The sequence below is a fragment of the Paenibacillus alvei DSM 29 genome, from assembly GCF_000293805.1.
Taxonomy (GTDB): Bacteria; Bacillota; Bacilli; order Paenibacillales; family Paenibacillaceae; genus Paenibacillus_B; species Paenibacillus_B alvei.
In genome coordinates this window covers 459,554-475,764 of record NZ_AMBZ01000005.1, presented here as the reverse complement: position 1 = coordinate 475,764, position 16,211 = coordinate 459,554, and the positions used below count along the sequence as shown (strand labels likewise).

Below are 16,211 nucleotides of genomic sequence, written 5' to 3'. Positions count from 1 at the left end.
AAGGACCGGTGAATGAACCGGTTCGCTTATCGTCAAGAGCTGAGGCAAAGACCATTTTTGGTTACTCGATTGACTTCGATAGCTATACACTTCATGAGGCTATGGAATCGCATTTTACACTGTACAAGCAACGCGACGCTATTTTCGTGAATGTGATGGACATGACAAAGGCCAAGAAGAGCAACACAGCCACAATTGACCTATCTAAGCCGGAAACGGAGACGGCTATTCTGTATCCAATCCTTGAATCCGTTTCTCTCAAAGACCAAGCCGATCTAGCAAAGGGCAAAGATTACGAGGCATCACTGAACGAAGACGGTTACCTGGTTATCACAATTCCATCCGGATCCAGTGTAAAGTTACCTGTAACTGGATTGACACTCACTTGCGATATGCCAGATGTCAGCAAGGTCAAGAGTACAGACATTATAGGGGTAGCTACGGATGACACTCGGACAGGCCTGGAACTCCTAGATATCATGATGCCACTTTTGGGCGATGTCCCTAAGTTGGTTCTTGCGCCGAAATTTAGTACGGATCCGATAGTTGCCGATGCAATGGCATCAAAGGCACAGAACATCAACGGCATTTTCAAGGCAATAACACTGATTGACATCGATACGAATGCGGCCAAAACGATTACAGCTGCCATCGAAGGGAAAAAGGCAAACGATCCGGGCACATACGTGTGCTGGCCGAAAGTGGTGCGCAACGGCCTCCAGTACCACATGAGTACGCATGTCGCGGGCATCATCGGGCAGATGGACACCGCCAATGGGGGTATCCCAACAGCATCTCCATCAAACCGTCAAATGGTTGCAGACGGCTGCGTGCTTGCAGATGGAAAAACTGTGCTGCTAGGAATTGATCAGGCTAACAAGTTGAATGAGCAAGGTATCGCTACAGCAATGAGGTTTGTTAACGGGTTCGTATTGTGGGGCAATAGAACCAGTGCATTCCCTGCAAATAAGGACATGAAAGACAACATGCTCGCTTCAAAGCGAACTATGTATTGGATCAACAATTTTGTGATTACGGACACGTTCGAGGATGTCGATCGTCAAGTAAATCGCAATTTCATACAGATGATTGTCGACAAAATCGGTATTAAATTTAACGGTCTGGTATCTGCAGGCGCAATTCTCGGCGGCCGAATCGAATACGATCCGACTGAGAATCCGGAATCCGCCCTGTTGAATGGAATTATTCGATTTAAGATTTTCGTAGGATTAACACCAATTGCGGAGGATATCGAGTTCACGCTGCAATTCGATACTAATTACTTGAAGGCCTTGGCAGGCTAATTAAGGAGGGAACGATATGCGTAATCAGATTGACGAAAAATTGATAGAATACAGCGTCTTCAAGGACTCGGATCTTTATTTAGGAACAGCTACTGTGCAGCTTCCGAACTTACAAGGGATCACGACTCAGATTAAAGGTGCAGGTATCGGCGGTGAATTTGAAAGCATCACGCCGGGATATTTTAGCTCCATGACAATGAGTTTCAAATGGCGTACCGCTCCGGAACCAGCAGCTGTTATCCTCATGGAGCCGGTGGCGCATCTTATTACTTTTAGATCAGTCATCCAGCGTTTCGATAAGACAAAAATTAACTACTTCGACGTTGGTAAAAAAATCACTGTTAAGTGTTTCACCAAAAACTTTGATATGGGTCAGGCAGACAATTTGGCAACGATGGACGCTTCGACCGAGCTAGAGGTGTTATATATAAAATCGGAAGAAGACGACAAGGTTCTTTTCGAAGTTGATAAGTTGAACAATATCTACAAAGTCAACGGTCGAGACTGGAGCGAAAACCGGCGCCGGATGCTAGGACTGTAAGGGAGGAATTGACGATGGCACAAGTCTACAAGCTAAAAAAGCCTATCACGTTTGAAGGTAAGGAAGTTACAGAACTGACTCTCGATTTTGAGTCCTTGACAGGCCAGGATCTAATTACTGCAGAACGGCAATATGTTCGTTCTGTTCCTGGTAACGAAATGGCCAATTTGAAGGAGCTAATGAAAGAAATGCAAGCGTACATTGCAGCTCTAGCAGCCAAGTGTCCACCAGAGCTAATTCTATCCTTGGGGCTTAAGGATGCGGCGGAAGTAACACGCCTGGTACAAGTTTTTATTTTGGGGGACGAATAGAGGGAACTAGTTTAACACGGCTGCTCCGGGAACGGGCGGCCGTTCTTTCTGTTCACTTTCATTCCCCCATCTCGTACTGGCTATCGTTACCGCTGGATGAGCTCCAGGAGTGGGTAGGCATATCCGAGGATATAGGCGGTGAAAGCCGATGAAAACATATGAAATAGCGTACCGTTTGGGAGGCCAGTTGCAGGCCTCCTTTTTGCGTTCTATGGGAGGAGCTGGGGCAGAGATGCAAAAGCTCTACAACCAGACGCAAAAAGTAGATAAGGGCATGAGGAAGCAAGCCAATACGCTTGATGAGCTCAAGTCCAAAATGACCAGAACTGCTGCGGGTATTGGAGCTGGTGCTTTCGCAATGGCCAGTTTCAAAAAGGCAATCGACTTTGAACAGCAAATTTCAAGTATCCAAGCTGTCAGCGGTATCGCAAAGTCTCAGATGGGCGAGATCGAACAGCTAGCGCTGGACATGGGAGCAAAGACAAAGTATAGCGCATTAGAGTCTGCCCAAGGCATTGAAGAGCTCGTAAAAGCTGGCCTATCGATCGACAAGATCAAAGGCGGTGGCATTGAAGCGGCACTCAACCTTGCTGCTGCAGGTAACTTGGAGTTGGCTGACGCTGCAGAGATCATGTCCACGGCCATGAACGCATTCAGAAGCGACGCCATGGAAGCATCCCATGCAGCAGACATGCTCGCAGGTACGGCGAACGCCTCCGCGACAAACGTCATGGAGCTCAAAATGGCGCTTTCGCAGGCCTCAGCTGTTGCATCCGGTGTTGGTTTAGGCTTTGACGACACGAATGCCGCGCTTGGGCTCTTCGCTAACAACGGCTTAAAAGGATCGGATGCTGGTACGTCGCTGAAAACTATGCTCTTGAACCTTACGCCAGTTACAGCTGATGCTATAGGCGAGTTCGAACGACTTGGTTTGATGACCTTCGACGCAACCAAGGCCTTGCAGTTCTTGCAATCCCAAGGCGTAAAGCCTGCATCTACAGCGACGAAGGACATTGTTGATTCATTTATGAAATACTCGGCTAAAGTTGCAGGCGCTAAAGTAGGAAGCGACAAGGCCAATAAATCATTCCGAGAGATGGCCTTTAACGCTGGTGCAATGTCATCCGTGTTCTACGATTCAGCTGGAAATATGCAAAACCTTGAAATCATTTCTGGCGAGCTGAACAAAGCACTCAAAGGCTTAACGAATCAGCAGCGGCAAGTTGCTTTGAAAACGATGTTCGGAACGGATGCTGTTCGTGCCGCGAACATTCTCTATAAAGAGAGTGCACAAGGTGTCCGGGACTTCTACGCTGAGGCATCACGCGTCACAGCTCTGGACGTGGCCACAACACGCCTGGACAATGCGAAAGGTTCGGTCGAGTTGTTCCGAAGTGCTATGGAGACGCTGCAGATAACTGGTATGAAGGTACTGAGTCCGACGCTCAAGAAGTTGGCCGATCTAGGAACCGAAATCGCAAGTAAGCACGGTAAAGCCACTATGGTACTTGGCGGGATAGCGTTAGCGGCCTATCCAATTACAAAGGTAACGCGCGGCGTGATTGCTCTGACTCGTGCTGTAGGTGGATTCAGTGTTGCTGTTCGTCTCCTATCTGGTCCAGTGGGTTGGGCTATGGCGGCAACCGGAGCTATTGCCGGTGGCATTTACCTTATTTCCACACGTAGCCGACGAGCTAGGGAAGACCTTGTTCAGCTTGGAAAGAAGATGGAAACAGCCTTAGGGAACTACAAGCAAGCTGATGGACAACTCAAGAGGATGGAACAGCTCCTGGCTGAATACGATCGGTTGAAGCTTAAAATCGATCAAGCTAAAGCGCCAGCGAGTGAGTTAGCAGCTGCTCGTGAGAAGTTGAGAAAGGTTGAACGGCAGCTTATCGATATGAATCCGGAGATCCTGAAAGCCGAGGATGCAAAGAGTGGTAAACTGCGAGAGCAAGCTGGATTGGAGCGAGATAGGCTTTCCTTGAAGCAGCAATCTGCCAAGATTGACTTGCAGGCCGCTGTGAATGAGGCACAGGCAAAAATGCCCGAGCAGAAAGAGCGGTATCAGGAAGCAGTCGGGGATCAGAAGAAGTGGGAGCGGGAACGGATCACGAGTGTAAACAACGCTAAAACAATAACCGAGTTAAGAGATAGAGCGCAAAAAGTAAACGCCGATAGAGATTCTGGGAAAATCAGCAAAGAAGAAGAAGACAGGCTATTTAAGCAAATAAATGCAGAATTGAATGAAAAGACTGGGTTGTCTACGGGTGTTTCTACAAGTGCGGAAGCTCTTCAGGATACCCTCAAAAATGTAAATAAAAAACCGAAGAAGCTACTGAAAAAATGAAGGAAGCCGAGCAAATCGTGAAGGAGCTTTCCGATACGGCGGCAGCGGCTTTTACTAATTTCAAGGAATTAACTACGATTGAGGAAGGGCTAGACATGCCGCTTGAAGAGGCGGCTAAAAAATATAATCAGCTCACAACGGAACAGAAGGCTAAGACAGAAGCAGTCATTAAAAAAGTCAATGAGTTTGCTCAAAAACTTGACGGGCTGCCTAGTGAGAAGGCGGTAGAAATCACAACCTTGTTTAAGCAAATTGGACAAGTACCGCCAAACATTCAACCTCCATCCTCTCGCAACGTTCCGACAGCACCAGGAGGGATTCGGGCATATGCTGACGGTGGTATTGCCACAAGTCCCCACATGGGTATATTTGCTGAGAAAGGACCTGAAGCATTTATTCCATTGGCAGCTAACAAGCGAAATCAGGCGTTGTCCTTGTATGATAAGGTTGGCAAGGCATTAGGTGTTCGGGATTATGCTTCTGGCGGCCTGAAAGCAAAACTGCAGGGTTCTGGTGTGTCAGCTCCACAAACTAGCCCTGCTAATATTTCTATAGGTGATTTTGTTGTAAACGTACAGGGCAGTGTTGATGACTCAACGCTAGCAGAATTAGAGCGCAAGATGGAGCAATACAAGAGCAACATACTTGCTGCTGTGCAGGAAGCTACTCGCCAGAAAGGACGTGTCAGACTTGCGTAAATATGTAACCACCCAGGGAGACACTTGGGATATTATAGCGCTGCAGCAGATGGGCAGCGAGTTGCAAATGACGGTACTGATGCAGGCCAATTCCGGCCACATTGAGACCGTCGTTTTTGGTTCTGGCGTCGAGCTTCTGATCCCGGAGCCGCAGCCAGAAGTGGACGCCGATCTTCCGCCTTGGAGGGATGTTGAATGAGAAAGACAGTCGTCCATGTAACATACAATGGGAAACAAGTTACGAAGATATTCACAGGAAAGATCGTCTCAGCGACATACACCGACGGCACGAGCGGAGAGCTGGACGATCTTTCTCTTGTTATCGAGGATCGCGCCGGCCAGTGGATCGCTTCCTGGGCACCGAAAGAAGGGGACGCGATTGAGGTTGCTATCGAGACGACGGATCAACTCGGCTCAGGCGTTGTTAAGAAGTTCAAGCTAGGCAAGTTCTATCTGGACGAGCTGGAGGTTACGGGACCGCCCTCTCTCGTTACCATTCGAGCAACGTCGCATCCAGCTGCTGCGGAGATCAAGCAAACGAAGCGGACGAAGGTATGGGAAAAGGTCACGTTGAAGCGCATCGCGGAAGACGTGGCAAAGCGTGGCGGCCTAAAGTTAAAGTATGATGTCGGATTTAACCCGACTTACGACCGTATCGACCAAACGGAACAGACGGATACCGCATTTTTGTATGCACAGGCTGCGAAGGAAGGCGTCGCTATCAAGGTGGCAAATGGAATGCTCGTGTTGTTTGACGTAGCGACATACGAGAAGAAACCGCCTCTTCTCGACATAGACCTTTACGGTGGCCAGGTAGCGGATTACTCATTCCGCTGGGCAAGTAGCAATACCAGATATGTTGCTTGTCAGGTGGCGTACACGACGCCCAAGAAAAGAAAACCATATCCGCTACGTATCGAGCACCAGGAGCCCCACAGAATGGACCTATCTTAAAACTGAATCAGCAGGTTGATTCTGAAGCGGAAGGACTTAGGGTTGCACGCAATGCGCTTCGTGACAAGAACAAAGAGGCAGGCCGCGCACGATTGACGCTAGTAGGCGATCCGAGGTTGATGACGGCAACCACGATCAAGATCGTAAATTCCGGCCAGTTTTCTGGCATCTATATAATCGATTCGGCCACGCATCAAATTGATTCCGGTGGCTATACAACAAGCCTGGAAATCAGAAAGGCATTAAGGTGGTAATTATGAATCAGAGAACGATTAAAACAGGAACGGTTACGGCGGTATCATCGGATATAGGCGCGGTACGCGTGTCCTTTTTCGATGAGGATGACGCTGTATCCGCTCAGCTCCCTGTAATCATGCCGCCAGGCGTGACCATGATGCCGAAGGTAAAGGATAGCGTCGTTTGTGTGTTTCTTTCAACGGGAACGAATGACGGCTTTTGCCTGGGTGGTTGCTACTACATCCAGGGTGAGCAGCTGCCAGATGCAGCCCCTGCTGCTGTCCACGTCGCCAAGGTGAGCGGTACGGCCGCCAGTGTGCAATATCCGGATGGTTGGGAGTCGGAGGATACATTTATCATTGGGATGAAAGGCACAATTAACGGCCAACTGCAGCAGATATCCAACTACAAGGCTGTATACACCGGAAGCGGCATCAACATCGAAGCTCCGCCGGATAGCACTCTAACGGCGGTAATGTTGGGGAGGGCGGTTGTATGATCGGCAGTTTGGGACCAATCAACTTCCTAGTGACCAGTTCGAAGATCAGGACGTTCGACAATTTCACTCGATCAAGCGCATCCCGTTTTGCCGAGATCGATGTCCTTGGAAAAAGCCCTGTACTGCAGCACATTGGTCCAGGGCTCGACGATATCGGATTCACCATGAGATTTGATTATCTTTTTGGACTCAATGTTCGTTGGGAAGTCAGCCGATTGTCTACGTTGCAGCGTGAAGCAAAGCCGCATGCGCTAGTTATTGGCGGGCTACCCATTGGACGGTATCGCTGGGTAATCGAAAGCCATGAGCAAGTATGGGAGAAGATCGACGCCAAAGGTAATTTACTCACGGCTGACATCGATGTGCGATTAAAGGAGTACTTGAAATGAAGGCGAACTTTCATCCAGCCACACGAGCTGAAGAAATAGAGCAGAATGTAAAATGCATAATCGATACCGTTCTGGGTACTGTTCCTTTGTTCCGCAATTTTGGACTTGATACTCCGCAGGATGTGCCTGTGCCATTCTTGGAATCGCAGCTTGCGATCCGAGTGACCGAAGCTATTCAGGAATGTGAGCCACGAGTAGAGGTCACAAAGGTAATTGTAAAGACTGGAGAGAACGGAAAAGCATTTCCACTGGTGGATTACAACATAGTAGAGGAGGGGAAAGACGTTGGCACTGAATGACCTTCCTGATATACAGTTTGTTGATTCTGACGTCAACAAAACCGTGCAAAACATGATAACTACGTATGAGGCGATCACTAACCGCAAGCTGTACCCTGCGGATCCGGTGCGCCTCTTTCTTTTGAGCATCGCTCAGATCATTGTGCAACAGCGAGTGGTGATAAATCAGACCGCCAAGCAAAACCTTCTTCGCTACGCTCAGGGCGATTACCTGGATCACCTTGGCGCGATGGTCGAGACGGAGCGCCTTGCAGCTTCTCCGGCACTGACAACCGTTCGCTTTCATTTGTCCGTTCCGCTGGCAGAGGCGGTATTGATTCCTGCAGGTACGCGTGTGAGCCCAGGTAGTGAAATATTTTTTGCAACGAGCAATGTTGGTGAAATAAAACCGGGGGCTCTGCACATCGATCTTTCATGCCGCTGCCTGACTCCTGGACAGGGTGGCAATGGTTTTATCCCAGGTCAGATATCAACACTCGTTGATCCGCTACCTTGGATCGATCAAGTGAAGAACTTAACTACCAGCGCAGGCGGCACAGATCGAGAAGATGACGACCACTATCGTGAGCGCATATACACATCGCCAGAACGTTTCTCAGTTGCCGGTCCTACTGGAGCGTATCAATATTGGGCGAGATCAGCAAACAAGGACATCATGGATGTCTTGGTATGGTCGCCTGCTCCAGCAGAGGTAGAAATCCGCGTGCTTATGCGGGACGGTGAGCTGCCGTCATCGGACATCCTTCAGGCAGTGCACGCCACTTGTAACAGCGACCGGATCAGGCCGTTGACGGACAAGGTGACGGTGCTTGCGCCGGATGCTGTCAGCTATGACATCGACATGACGTACTGGATCGACAGCCTCAACGCTACGGACGCTGCGAGTATTCAGAACCGAGTACAACAGGCCGTCACGACATACATTCAATGGCAAAAAGCGCGCATAGGTCGCGATATTAATCCATCGGAACTTATCCGTTTAGCCATGAATGCCGGAGCTAGACGTGTAGCCGTCACCTCGCCAGCATATACAGTCATTGAAAAAACTCAGGTCGCCATTGCCACCGCGCCAAAAGTGACGTATGGAGGGATTGAGGATGATTAATATCGGGCAGATCCGGCTTATAGACTTGGTTCCTCCGAATCTACAGGAGGATGAAAATGTGCGTGCAGCAGCCGAAGCAATCGACGCAGAGTTGCAGCAAGTAACGCAGCTCATGCCATCCGTAGCGATACTCCACCATATAGACCAACTAAATGAGCAATGGGTGGACGAGCTCGCATACCAGTTTCATGTTGACTTCTACGATCCGGAACTTCCCATCGAACAAAAGCGGGAGCTCGTTAAAAATAGCTTAGCCTGGCATAAGCGAAAAGGCACGCCATCGGCGGTGAACGAACTTGTTACAACTATATTCGGCAGTGGTCGTGTAGAGGAATGGTATGAGTACGGAGGCAAGCCAGGTTACTTCAAAGTATCAACATCCGATCCAGCTGCGACAAATGAGAGGGCGCAGGAGCTTCTTGCAGCTATTAACTCGGTCAAGAATACGCGCAGCTGGCTTGAAAAAATCGAGTTGACCAGGAATGGGACAATGGATCTTAATTTTGGATTCGTATATCACTCAGGGAAACGACTATTTATTGAACAGGTGGTGTAAGCATTGGGTGCTTTTACATTTATGATCACCAACAAGGGGAAGGCACTTCAAGCCAAAGCGCAGACAGGTGCAGAGTTGCGCTATACTCGTTTCCGTGTTGGAGACGGTCAGCTTGGAGGGCGACCAATTTCAGACCTTACCGGATTGATTAATCCAGTTTTGACGCTACCCGTTTTAAAGCTACAAACTCGCCCAGGAGGGCGAGCGGTAGTTGGAACTGTATTGTCAAATCAAAACGTAACAAATGGCTTTTACCTCCGTGAGATCGGTATTTTCGCTCAAGATCCTGATGTCGGTGAAATCCTTTACTGCTACGGGAATGCTGGTGAGACGGCTGATTACATCCCCGCAAAAGGCGGATCAAACATCATCGAGGAGCCGATCGACATTAGTACGATCGTTGGTAATGCTTCCAATGTAACAGCTGGGATAGACGAATCCCTTGTGTGGGCATCACATGATGATTTAGATGCGGCGGAAGCAAGGGCAAAGGTATACACCGATCAGAAAGTCGCGGACATCGACTTGACCAAGATTACGCCGGATTCGATCGGAGCTGCTAAAAAAACAGACCTTAACGCGCACGTCCAAGACATGACGAAGCACATTACAGCAGCCGAACGGGATGATTGGAACAGTAAGGCTGCAGGATCACACAAACACGATGCAAGCGATATTACAACTGGTACTATGGCAGCCGATCGATTACCGGGTGCGTCTGTATCGGCTGCTGGAATTGTACAGCTATCCACAGCAACGAGCGGCACTCGGACGAATGTAGCTGCAACAGAAAGTGCTGTTAAGGCGGCAATGGACAAAGCGAATGAGGCTTTTCAATCTGGCGTTGAGTGGAGAGGTAGAATCGCGGGTGCAATCAACGCCAAGGGGGTTCCAGCATCCGCAGCCGATGAATGGGGGACATTAGAGTGGAAGATTGGACAGATTCGTACAAGCGCGATCATCATTCAATTAGCATCGTCCGACTACACGTATTTCTTGGTAGATAAAAATAGCGGCAGACCAGAATATTATGTAATAGTTACTGGCTTGGGTTTTCGCGCCAAATTCATCGCGATAGACTTTTGGTCTGGTGGCAACTACGCGCCGCAATTCAGAAGCGCATATGACGGGAATAGAAGTAGTTTTGTCTACACGGAAACATCTATCTACACCCCTTTAGAAGCGGTTCATGCAGATCATCTACCTCCTGTAAACGGCTCTACTATAAGCCCGACTATCACGGGTGACGGTTTCATAATGCCAGTTGGCCAAAGCTCTCATATTGCTGGGCAAGAGATGCACATAGTTGCAACGGCATAGGGGGAAGAGCGATGTAGTAGGGGCACGGGGTTTCTGTTTGTTACAATATGCATAAAGGAGGGATAACATGTACGTAGTGTACAAAGAAACATCCGAAGGATTGAGCGTCGAGACGTTATATTTTAATCCTACGCCCAAACAAATGGAAGCGCTGGGAATCGAAATTGAGGGAGAGATGCCGCAACCGATTAACATTTCTGGAATGGTTCCAGTTCTAAAGGTAGATGTTAAAAAGGCGCAGCTCTTTTATGACTATGAAAAGCCTGACACCATCGAAAACCGTGTTCAGGATCTCCAAAAAGAAAACGAAAATCTGAAAAAGGAAAATGCGGCGCTGCTGCTGCAGGTGGCAGGCATTGACTCGTCAAGCCAGCAGCTCACGCAAGACCACGCAACATTGCTATTACAATTAGCTGAAAAAGGAGTGATCTAAGATGGATTGGTTCGCAACGATTAAACGCTACTACGACATGGGGATTTACAAAAAGGATTTGAAAGATCCGCTGTATATCGGCAAGTTTTGCGAGTATGGCAAGATTACGCCAGAGCAATATCAGGACATCACTGGAGACGAATATTCGAAAAAATAAGGCGCTACCGCATAGGTGGTGCCATTTTTATGCCCTCACGGCAGCGTGGGGGCTATTTTATTACAAAGGATGTGAAGACATGCCCGATCCACAGCTTGAAACATTGCAGCGACTAACACGGGTTGAAACAAAAATCGACGGTATAGAGGAAAAATTGGATGACGCTATTAATGGCAGAGATATGGCGATTAAAGCGTTAAGTTCTGCTGATTCAGCTCATCACCGCCTGAACAAAATCGAAGACAATCAAAAGTGGTTGTGGCGTACCGTTACTGGGTCATTTATTGGCATTGTGGTAGCGGTAATCGTCGCAGCAATTAAATTAACTTAGGAGGTACTTAACTATGCCTATAGAATGGAACATGATTTTTGAACTGATTAATCCTGCATTAATCGTTGTTGTTGCTGCATGTTGGGTGATTGGATTTGCTTTGAAACATACGCCGTTGGTACCAGACTGGACAATTATCTTTTTCGTAACAGCGATTGCAATTGTATTTACTACATCGATCCTTGGGCTTAGTGCTGAATCTGTAATTCAGGGTATTTTGTGTGGTGCTGTTGCTGTATTTGGGCATCAAACAGTGAAGCAAGCAAAGAAGGGTGGTGCTAAGAATGACTGAGGTTGTTGTAGAATGGGATAGCGGCCACGGCGGTAAAGATCCAGGCGGCAGCGGAAATGGAGTCGTCGAAAAGGACGTTGCGCTACGCGTTGCCACAGAAGCGGCGCGGCGCTTGGAGCGTGATTATGAAGGTGTTAAATGCCTTCTTACTCGTTCTTCAGATGTTTACTTGTCCTTGAAAGAGCGGACAGACAAGGCCAATTCTGCTAGAGCTGATGTGCTTATCAGTGTCCACTGTAACGCCGGGGGCGGCGCAGGAGGCTTTGAGTCATACACATATTCCGGCACAAAGGATGCAGCCACGGCGGCGCTGCAAGATGCTATTCATTCAGAGATCATGAGCCGGCTACAGCAGTTCGGTGTTAAGGATCGAGGGCAGCGCAAAAAGGATCTGCACATGTGCCGCGAGTCGCGCATGCCGGCAGTCTTGACAGAAAACCTGTTTGTCGATGTCGCGGCAGATGCGGCGCGGCTCAAGCGTCCGGAAGTTATTGAGGCGATTATATCCGGCCACGTCGCGGGCGTGGCGCGTTACTTAAAGCTGCAGCCGAAAAAAGCGCAGCAGCCAGCAGCCAGAGGGACGAACATCTTAGGCGCGGCGTCTGCTACGGTCGAGCAGGCTAAGGCTTGGGCAAAAGCGAATAAAGCGCCTGATGAATTTGTAGAGCTGGCCGATCTATACTGGCAGCTTGCGCCACTTCGGGGCGGAATCGATCCAGCCATTGCCTATGTGCAGTTTGCACACGAAACTGGGTACCTCTATAAAAAGGGGGAAAGTGCAGCTGGTATAGACGCCAGCTATCACAACCCGTGTGGCCTGAAAATCACCGCTGGAGGTGGAGATTACCAGGCATCAGCTCATAAACGATTCAAAGATTGGAAAGAAGGGATTACCGCCCACCTTGACCATTTGGCCTTGTACGCTGGCGCAAGTGGATACCCGAAAAAGGATACACCAGATCCTAGACACTTCGCATATCTGCATGGTACGGCGAAGACATTGGAAGAATTGGGTGCGAAGTGGGCGCCCTCGTCGTCATATGGCACGAACTTGGTAAATAAGTTGGCGCAGTTGCGCGGTGTGGCAGCGGTGGAAAAGCCTGCAACCGCAAAACCTAGAGGAGAAACCGCAACGGTAGAATTGAATGGAAAAGTAATTGCCTCCGGGACTTTCGCGAACGGGCTTGTTACAGTGCCGATACGAGACATGGCCGAAGCAATAGGTGCTAAACTTGTATGGGACAACATCAAGAAAATAGCGACGGTAAACGGGAATAAGATTGTTGGGACACAGGTAGTAAATGAATGAGCCATTGCCCCTGTCAGAGAGGTAGTAGAGGCAGCGGGATACCGGGTTGCTAGTTGGGACAGAGTTCAACGTAAGGTTAGTATTTCAAAATGATATAGATTGATGTACAGTGGAACCGTGTTAGGCTGTGCCTACACAAAAACACGAGCTGTATGGGAGGGCATCCCTGCGGCTCGTGTTTGGTTACTCTGCTATCTCAAATTTAATTGTTTTGCCGTCGCTGATTACTGCAAGCATCTTTGTCTCCAATCCCCAACCAATTACCATCATCGTCACAATAAGTGCAGGATACAGGAGTAACAATCCCGCCTTGTTCCAGCTCATACGATTTAGTACCGTCACACACCTTACACTTATCAGCCGCCCAATGAAATGTAACTGTCAGATGTGATAAATTCATAGCCTCAATTCTATTCAGCAGATCATCATTGCCTATTTCTGATCTTACCAATTCACGTTTAGATCCATCGTCTGCCACCAACATAGCAACCAACTTGCTTCCAAAACGTTCCTCATAAACATCAATTTTCATTTCCTACACTCCTTCGCACTGATCTGTTTACAGTATATGTTACTACACTACAACACTCTTTCCATCACAAAATTATTCAGCGGATATCCGCGACCATCGCCCCGAAGGGCTGGGATTTTACCCAGCCCAAGTCATGAAATGCCTCCTTGCTTAAATGCTAAGTCTTGACGCTTCAATCAAGTTTTTGATGCGGTAAAATTTTTGATTGTCTTCAATGTTGCACAAAAGCAAGATTGATTCAATCCAAGCAAGCGTCAATACGTATACGACATCAATTTCTAATGAATTGCCGTCTTTTTTGTATTCTTGGAACAATTCAACAAAGTCTTGGATGCTTTCTCGGCTCGAAAATAACCTCATATCGTCGTCACCCTTTCAACTTCAATAATCAACATGATGATTTAAATGTTCAACTTGTTATACATAATATAGAACATATTAATCAACTAGTCAACAAAAATGTTCAACTTATTGATTATTTTGTTCACCATTGCTATTATGTTGGAAAGAGGTGAGCACATGATCGCAAACAAATTGAGTGAGGTTATGGGGCGAAAGCGATTGAAAATCTCAGATGTCGTTAATATGACAGGGCTTGCTCGCAACACTGTTACGGAACTGTATCATGGTCGAGCAAAACAGGTTCATTTCGAAACGCTAGACAAGCTTTGTATTGCACTTGATTGCAGGTTAGATGAAATACTGGATCATGTATCAGAAGAAAAAACAGAGCCAAAGGAATAACCTAGCGGCTCTGTTTCTTTTTATCATAAAACGTATTGACAGCAATACGATAATGGTATATTATACTAAATAGAGGGTGTGTTAAGCACTCCGGAAAGGAGAAGGTAAGAGATGGGGATTGCAATTATTCTCTTCCTGACGGCGGTTGTCAATCTTGCAACTGCTTGGGTCAATTACCAAGTAGCGCGAGATAAGCGCCGTCTAAAGTAAAAGCCCCTTACGCCGCGAACGTAAGAGGCCGAAGAACCAAGCAAGGCGGGGACGCAAGTCCCCTCCTGCTCCCTATCATCTTACGCTTATCATACCCTCTGCATACCTAAATTGTAAAGGAGGCCGTCCAATGGAAACCATTACCCTTATCATCTCCGTTATTGGACTAGCTGTGTCGCTGGTTGCCTTGTTTACAGCTTTACAAGCTTTAAAAAATAAAAAGAGGTGATCCGGTTGGCGAACAAACCTGCTGCATTTCGATTTAATGAAGACTTTATAACACGACTAAGAACAGCCGCCTTTGTGACGGGTAGAGATCAAAAAGATCTTTTAGAAGAGGCGTTTCTTGAATATATGGATAGTCGGCCTGAATTAAAGCAAAAGGTAGAAGAGATAATTGAAACAATTCAAAAATAAGTGAGGTTGATCCGAATGAGTGATAAAAAAGCTGTAGTGTATTGCCGTACAGCAACCACGGAACAGGATATCAACGCCCAACTGGAACTCTGCAAAAAGTATGCCACTGAACACGGTTACAAAGTCGAAGAAGTTTTCTTAGACCACGGATTCAGTGCTAATTCTGAGCGACCGGAATTTGAGAATGTAAGAAAATTCATGGATGAAAATCCAAATGGGACGCTGATCGTTAGCTCATACGATAGACTTTATCGAGACTCGATGCAAATGCATGAGTTCATTCAATTCGCTAAGAAAACAAATCACAATGTGGTAACGGCTAATAACAATGATAGTAGTTTGAAGGAGTTAGAAATTATCTGCGGCATTGATAAAATAAGCAAAGAACAGAAAGCTTCGGAGTAATCCGGGGCTTTTTTCTTTATAAACAATCCTCTTGATATTCATCTATACATGCTGTCAAAAATGGCGCAAATTATTCTAGAATTATTCTTCTAATCTCTACAACCGCCTGTTTCCCTATATAAGATGAACGAACTAGAACAATTGAGAATATAATGTATTACCTCTCTGGTTTACAGTGATGCAGCCATAAGTTCTATCCCTATCCTTTTGAAACCCCCCCGGATTTGCTCACCGGGGGGTTTTCATATACACAGAATACACCTGTTATGTAATAATGTACTTGTTACGATTACGAGGTGAGGTGGCAGTATGATTGGTAGTAGTGAAAGGTTAAGCAGATTATCCATTCAAGATCAAATAATTGTGAGAAATCACGCAGTAGGTATGTATGAAGGGTTTTTATCAGGCGCGAAATATGTTGATCACTATAGTGAACTAATGCTTGAAAAAATGAAAAAAGTCTTATAGAGTATCACAAAAGTGAGAAATTGAAATTAAGTTAATAATAAAGCCTTGGGACAATCCCAAGGCTTTTAGTTTAGTTTGGATGTATCGACATCTCTTAGTGTCTCATGAGCTTTATGATACGCTGATAATATCTTTTTCATATTTGGTAAGATCTCTTCTATGCTCGTGTCAAGTTTGTCCACGGCCATGATAGAACCTTCAAGCATTCCTAAGACATAACTCATCAAGGCTTCTCTGTTACCTCCAGACAGTTCCAACATTTTGTTGGCTAGCTCTTCAGTTGCTTGCATCATTTTGTCACCTCTATATTTAAAGTCAACTATATTATTGCATGAGTATAATCAGCGTGG

Annotated in this window: 25 protein-coding genes; 22 read left to right on the top strand and 3 right to left on the bottom strand. The window is 47.1% G+C overall.

Features of this window, described 5'->3' with window-relative positions; all coding sequences use genetic code 11:
- Positions 1-8 precede the first annotated feature (8 nt).
- The 19 genes from PAV_RS19135 to PAV_RS19050 all read left to right on the top strand — a co-directional run bounded on the left by PAV_RS19135 (position 9) and on the right by PAV_RS19050 (position 13,085).
- On the top strand, positions 9-1,304 hold the full coding sequence (locus PAV_RS19135) for a phage tail sheath family protein (RefSeq protein ID WP_005543807.1): 1,296 nt from the start codon (positions 9-11) through the stop codon (positions 1,302-1,304).
- Positions 1,305-1,320: 16 nt separating this feature from the next.
- Complete coding sequence (locus tag PAV_RS19130) at positions 1,321-1,845, top strand: phage major tail tube protein (RefSeq protein ID WP_005543805.1); 525 nt, start codon at positions 1,321-1,323, stop codon at positions 1,843-1,845.
- Between the two features lie 14 nt (positions 1,846-1,859).
- Positions 1,860-2,156, top strand: a complete 297-nt coding sequence (locus tag PAV_RS19125) for a phage tail assembly protein (protein WP_005543803.1) — start codon at positions 1,860-1,862, stop codon at positions 2,154-2,156.
- A 148-nt stretch (positions 2,157-2,304) separates the two neighbouring features.
- On the top strand, positions 2,305-4,506 hold the full coding sequence (locus tag PAV_RS19120; protein ID WP_005543801.1) for a phage tail tape measure protein: 2,202 nt from the start codon (positions 2,305-2,307) through the stop codon (positions 4,504-4,506).
- Positions 4,503-5,204 carry a lysozyme family protein gene (locus tag PAV_RS19115; protein ID WP_005543800.1) on the top strand — a complete coding sequence of 234 codons (702 nt, stop codon included), beginning with the start codon at positions 4,503-4,505 and terminating at the stop codon, positions 5,202-5,204. Before PAV_RS19120 ends, PAV_RS19115 begins: the two co-directional genes overlap by 4 nt.
- Positions 5,188-5,403, top strand: a complete 216-nt coding sequence (locus PAV_RS19110) for a tail protein X (protein ID WP_202950498.1) — start codon at positions 5,188-5,190, stop codon at positions 5,401-5,403. The genes PAV_RS19115 and PAV_RS19110 overlap by 17 nt, the downstream gene beginning before the upstream one ends.
- Positions 5,400-6,158: a phage late control D family protein gene (locus PAV_RS19105; protein WP_005543796.1), complete on the top strand. Its 759-nt coding sequence runs from the start codon at positions 5,400-5,402 to the stop codon at positions 6,156-6,158. Before PAV_RS19110 ends, PAV_RS19105 begins: the two co-directional genes overlap by 4 nt.
- A complete protein-coding gene (locus tag PAV_RS37705) occupies positions 6,068-6,412 on the top strand; it encodes an XkdQ/YqbQ family protein (protein ID WP_420798651.1) in 345 nt (114 codons plus the stop codon). Before PAV_RS19105 ends, PAV_RS37705 begins: the two co-directional genes overlap by 91 nt.
- 2 nt (positions 6,413-6,414) lie before the next feature.
- Positions 6,415-6,894, top strand: coding sequence for a hypothetical protein (locus PAV_RS32515; protein ID WP_005543794.1), 480 nt, complete (start codon positions 6,415-6,417; stop codon positions 6,892-6,894).
- Positions 6,891-7,283 carry a phage tail protein gene (locus PAV_RS19095; RefSeq protein WP_005543792.1) on the top strand — a complete coding sequence of 131 codons (393 nt, stop codon included), beginning with the start codon at positions 6,891-6,893 and terminating at the stop codon, positions 7,281-7,283. Before PAV_RS32515 ends, PAV_RS19095 begins: the two co-directional genes overlap by 4 nt.
- Entirely contained in the window at positions 7,280-7,582 is a 303-nt protein-coding gene (locus PAV_RS19090) for a GPW/gp25 family protein (RefSeq protein WP_005543790.1), read from the top strand. The genes PAV_RS19095 and PAV_RS19090 overlap by 4 nt, the downstream gene beginning before the upstream one ends.
- Positions 7,583-7,634: 52 nt before the next feature.
- Positions 7,635-8,687, top strand: a complete 1,053-nt coding sequence (locus PAV_RS19085) for a baseplate assembly protein (protein ID WP_157266567.1) — start codon at positions 7,635-7,637, stop codon at positions 8,685-8,687.
- A complete protein-coding gene (locus PAV_RS19080; protein WP_005543786.1) occupies positions 8,680-9,243 on the top strand; it encodes a phage tail protein I in 564 nt (187 codons plus the stop codon). The genes PAV_RS19085 and PAV_RS19080 overlap by 8 nt, the downstream gene beginning before the upstream one ends.
- A 3-nt stretch (positions 9,244-9,246) precedes the next feature.
- A complete protein-coding gene (locus PAV_RS32510) occupies positions 9,247-10,563 on the top strand; it encodes a tail fiber protein (protein WP_005543784.1) in 1,317 nt (438 codons plus the stop codon).
- A 67-nt stretch (positions 10,564-10,630) separates the two neighbouring features.
- Positions 10,631-10,996, top strand: coding sequence for a hypothetical protein (locus tag PAV_RS19065; RefSeq protein WP_005543781.1), 366 nt, complete (start codon positions 10,631-10,633; stop codon positions 10,994-10,996).
- Between the two features lies 1 nt (position 10,997).
- A complete protein-coding gene (locus tag PAV_RS33630; RefSeq protein ID WP_005543780.1) occupies positions 10,998-11,153 on the top strand; it encodes an XkdX family protein in 156 nt (51 codons plus the stop codon).
- Positions 11,154-11,232: 79 nt separating this feature from the next.
- Positions 11,233-11,484, top strand: coding sequence for a hemolysin XhlA family protein (locus tag PAV_RS19060; RefSeq protein WP_005543778.1), 252 nt, complete (start codon positions 11,233-11,235; stop codon positions 11,482-11,484).
- A gap of 13 nt (positions 11,485-11,497) precedes the next feature.
- Positions 11,498-11,776, top strand: a complete 279-nt coding sequence (locus PAV_RS19055; RefSeq protein WP_005543776.1) for a phage holin family protein — start codon at positions 11,498-11,500, stop codon at positions 11,774-11,776.
- Complete coding sequence (locus PAV_RS19050; protein WP_005549069.1) at positions 11,769-13,085, top strand: N-acetylmuramoyl-L-alanine amidase; 1,317 nt, start codon at positions 11,769-11,771, stop codon at positions 13,083-13,085. The genes PAV_RS19055 and PAV_RS19050 overlap by 8 nt, the downstream gene beginning before the upstream one ends.
- A 202-nt stretch (positions 13,086-13,287) precedes the next feature.
- On the opposite strand, the gene PAV_RS19045 is transcribed toward PAV_RS19050, so the two are convergent.
- Both PAV_RS19045 and PAV_RS19040 read right to left on the bottom strand, forming a co-directional pair.
- Positions 13,288-13,617 carry a hypothetical protein gene (locus PAV_RS19045; protein ID WP_005543772.1) on the bottom strand — a complete coding sequence of 110 codons (330 nt, stop codon included), beginning with the start codon at positions 13,615-13,617 and terminating at the stop codon, positions 13,288-13,290.
- Between the two features lie 150 nt (positions 13,618-13,767).
- The gene (locus PAV_RS19040; protein WP_005543770.1) at positions 13,768-13,977 is read right to left on the bottom strand and encodes a hypothetical protein; all 210 of its coding nucleotides are present in this window, start codon (positions 13,975-13,977) and stop codon (positions 13,768-13,770) included.
- 159 nt (positions 13,978-14,136) lie between these two features.
- On the opposite strand from PAV_RS19040, the gene PAV_RS19035 reads away from it, so the two are divergent.
- From PAV_RS19035 to PAV_RS19025, 3 genes are all read left to right on the top strand, one after another.
- Entirely contained in the window at positions 14,137-14,361 is a 225-nt protein-coding gene (locus PAV_RS19035) for a helix-turn-helix domain-containing protein (RefSeq protein WP_005543769.1), read from the top strand.
- A gap of 444 nt (positions 14,362-14,805) precedes the next feature.
- Complete coding sequence (locus PAV_RS19030) at positions 14,806-14,988, top strand: hypothetical protein (protein WP_005543767.1); 183 nt, start codon at positions 14,806-14,808, stop codon at positions 14,986-14,988.
- Between the two features lie 15 nt (positions 14,989-15,003).
- A complete protein-coding gene (locus PAV_RS19025) occupies positions 15,004-15,393 on the top strand; it encodes a recombinase family protein (protein ID WP_005549067.1) in 390 nt (129 codons plus the stop codon).
- A 533-nt stretch (positions 15,394-15,926) separates the two neighbouring features.
- Here PAV_RS19025 and PAV_RS19020 read toward each other — a convergent pair.
- Entirely contained in the window at positions 15,927-16,154 is a 228-nt protein-coding gene (locus PAV_RS19020) for a hypothetical protein (RefSeq protein ID WP_005549065.1), read from the bottom strand.
- Between the last annotated feature and the right edge of the window lie 57 nt (positions 16,155-16,211).

Excerpts from the sequence above, each read along its gene's own strand:
- PAV_RS19130 (WP_005543805.1), top strand. The coding sequence starts at position 1,321 with ATGCGTAATCAGATTGACGAAAAATTGATAGAATACAGCGTCTTCAAG.
- PAV_RS19125 (WP_005543803.1), top strand. The coding sequence starts at position 1,860 with ATGGCACAAGTCTACAAGCTAAAAAAGCCTATCACGTTTGAAGGTAAG.
- PAV_RS19120 (WP_005543801.1), top strand. The coding sequence starts at position 2,305 with ATGAAAACATATGAAATAGCGTACCGTTTGGGAGGCCAGTTGCAGGCC.
- PAV_RS19115 (WP_005543800.1), top strand. The coding sequence starts at position 4,503 with ATGAAGGAAGCCGAGCAAATCGTGAAGGAGCTTTCCGATACGGCGGCA.
- PAV_RS19105 (WP_005543796.1), top strand. The coding sequence starts at position 5,400 with ATGAGAAAGACAGTCGTCCATGTAACATACAATGGGAAACAAGTTACG.
- PAV_RS32515 (WP_005543794.1), top strand. The coding sequence starts at position 6,415 with ATGAATCAGAGAACGATTAAAACAGGAACGGTTACGGCGGTATCATCG.
- PAV_RS19095 (WP_005543792.1), top strand. The coding sequence starts at position 6,891 with ATGATCGGCAGTTTGGGACCAATCAACTTCCTAGTGACCAGTTCGAAG.
- PAV_RS19090 (WP_005543790.1), top strand. The coding sequence starts at position 7,280 with ATGAAGGCGAACTTTCATCCAGCCACACGAGCTGAAGAAATAGAGCAG.
- PAV_RS19085 (WP_157266567.1), top strand. The coding sequence starts at position 7,635 with ATGATAACTACGTATGAGGCGATCACTAACCGCAAGCTGTACCCTGCG.
- PAV_RS19080 (WP_005543786.1), top strand. The coding sequence starts at position 8,680 with ATGATTAATATCGGGCAGATCCGGCTTATAGACTTGGTTCCTCCGAAT.
- PAV_RS19065 (WP_005543781.1), top strand. The coding sequence starts at position 10,631 with ATGTACGTAGTGTACAAAGAAACATCCGAAGGATTGAGCGTCGAGACG.
- PAV_RS33630 (WP_005543780.1), top strand. The coding sequence starts at position 10,998 with ATGGATTGGTTCGCAACGATTAAACGCTACTACGACATGGGGATTTAC.
- PAV_RS19060 (WP_005543778.1), top strand. The coding sequence starts at position 11,233 with ATGCCCGATCCACAGCTTGAAACATTGCAGCGACTAACACGGGTTGAA.
- PAV_RS19055 (WP_005543776.1), top strand. The coding sequence starts at position 11,498 with ATGCCTATAGAATGGAACATGATTTTTGAACTGATTAATCCTGCATTA.
- PAV_RS19050 (WP_005549069.1), top strand. The coding sequence starts at position 11,769 with ATGACTGAGGTTGTTGTAGAATGGGATAGCGGCCACGGCGGTAAAGAT.
- PAV_RS19045 (WP_005543772.1), bottom strand. The coding sequence starts at position 13,617 with ATGAAAATTGATGTTTATGAGGAACGTTTTGGAAGCAAGTTGGTTGCT.
- PAV_RS19040 (WP_005543770.1), bottom strand. The coding sequence starts at position 13,977 with ATGAGGTTATTTTCGAGCCGAGAAAGCATCCAAGACTTTGTTGAATTG.
- PAV_RS19035 (WP_005543769.1), top strand. The coding sequence starts at position 14,137 with ATGATCGCAAACAAATTGAGTGAGGTTATGGGGCGAAAGCGATTGAAA.
- PAV_RS19025 (WP_005549067.1), top strand. The coding sequence starts at position 15,004 with ATGAGTGATAAAAAAGCTGTAGTGTATTGCCGTACAGCAACCACGGAA.
- PAV_RS19020 (WP_005549065.1), bottom strand. The coding sequence starts at position 16,154 with ATGATGCAAGCAACTGAAGAGCTAGCCAACAAAATGTTGGAACTGTCT.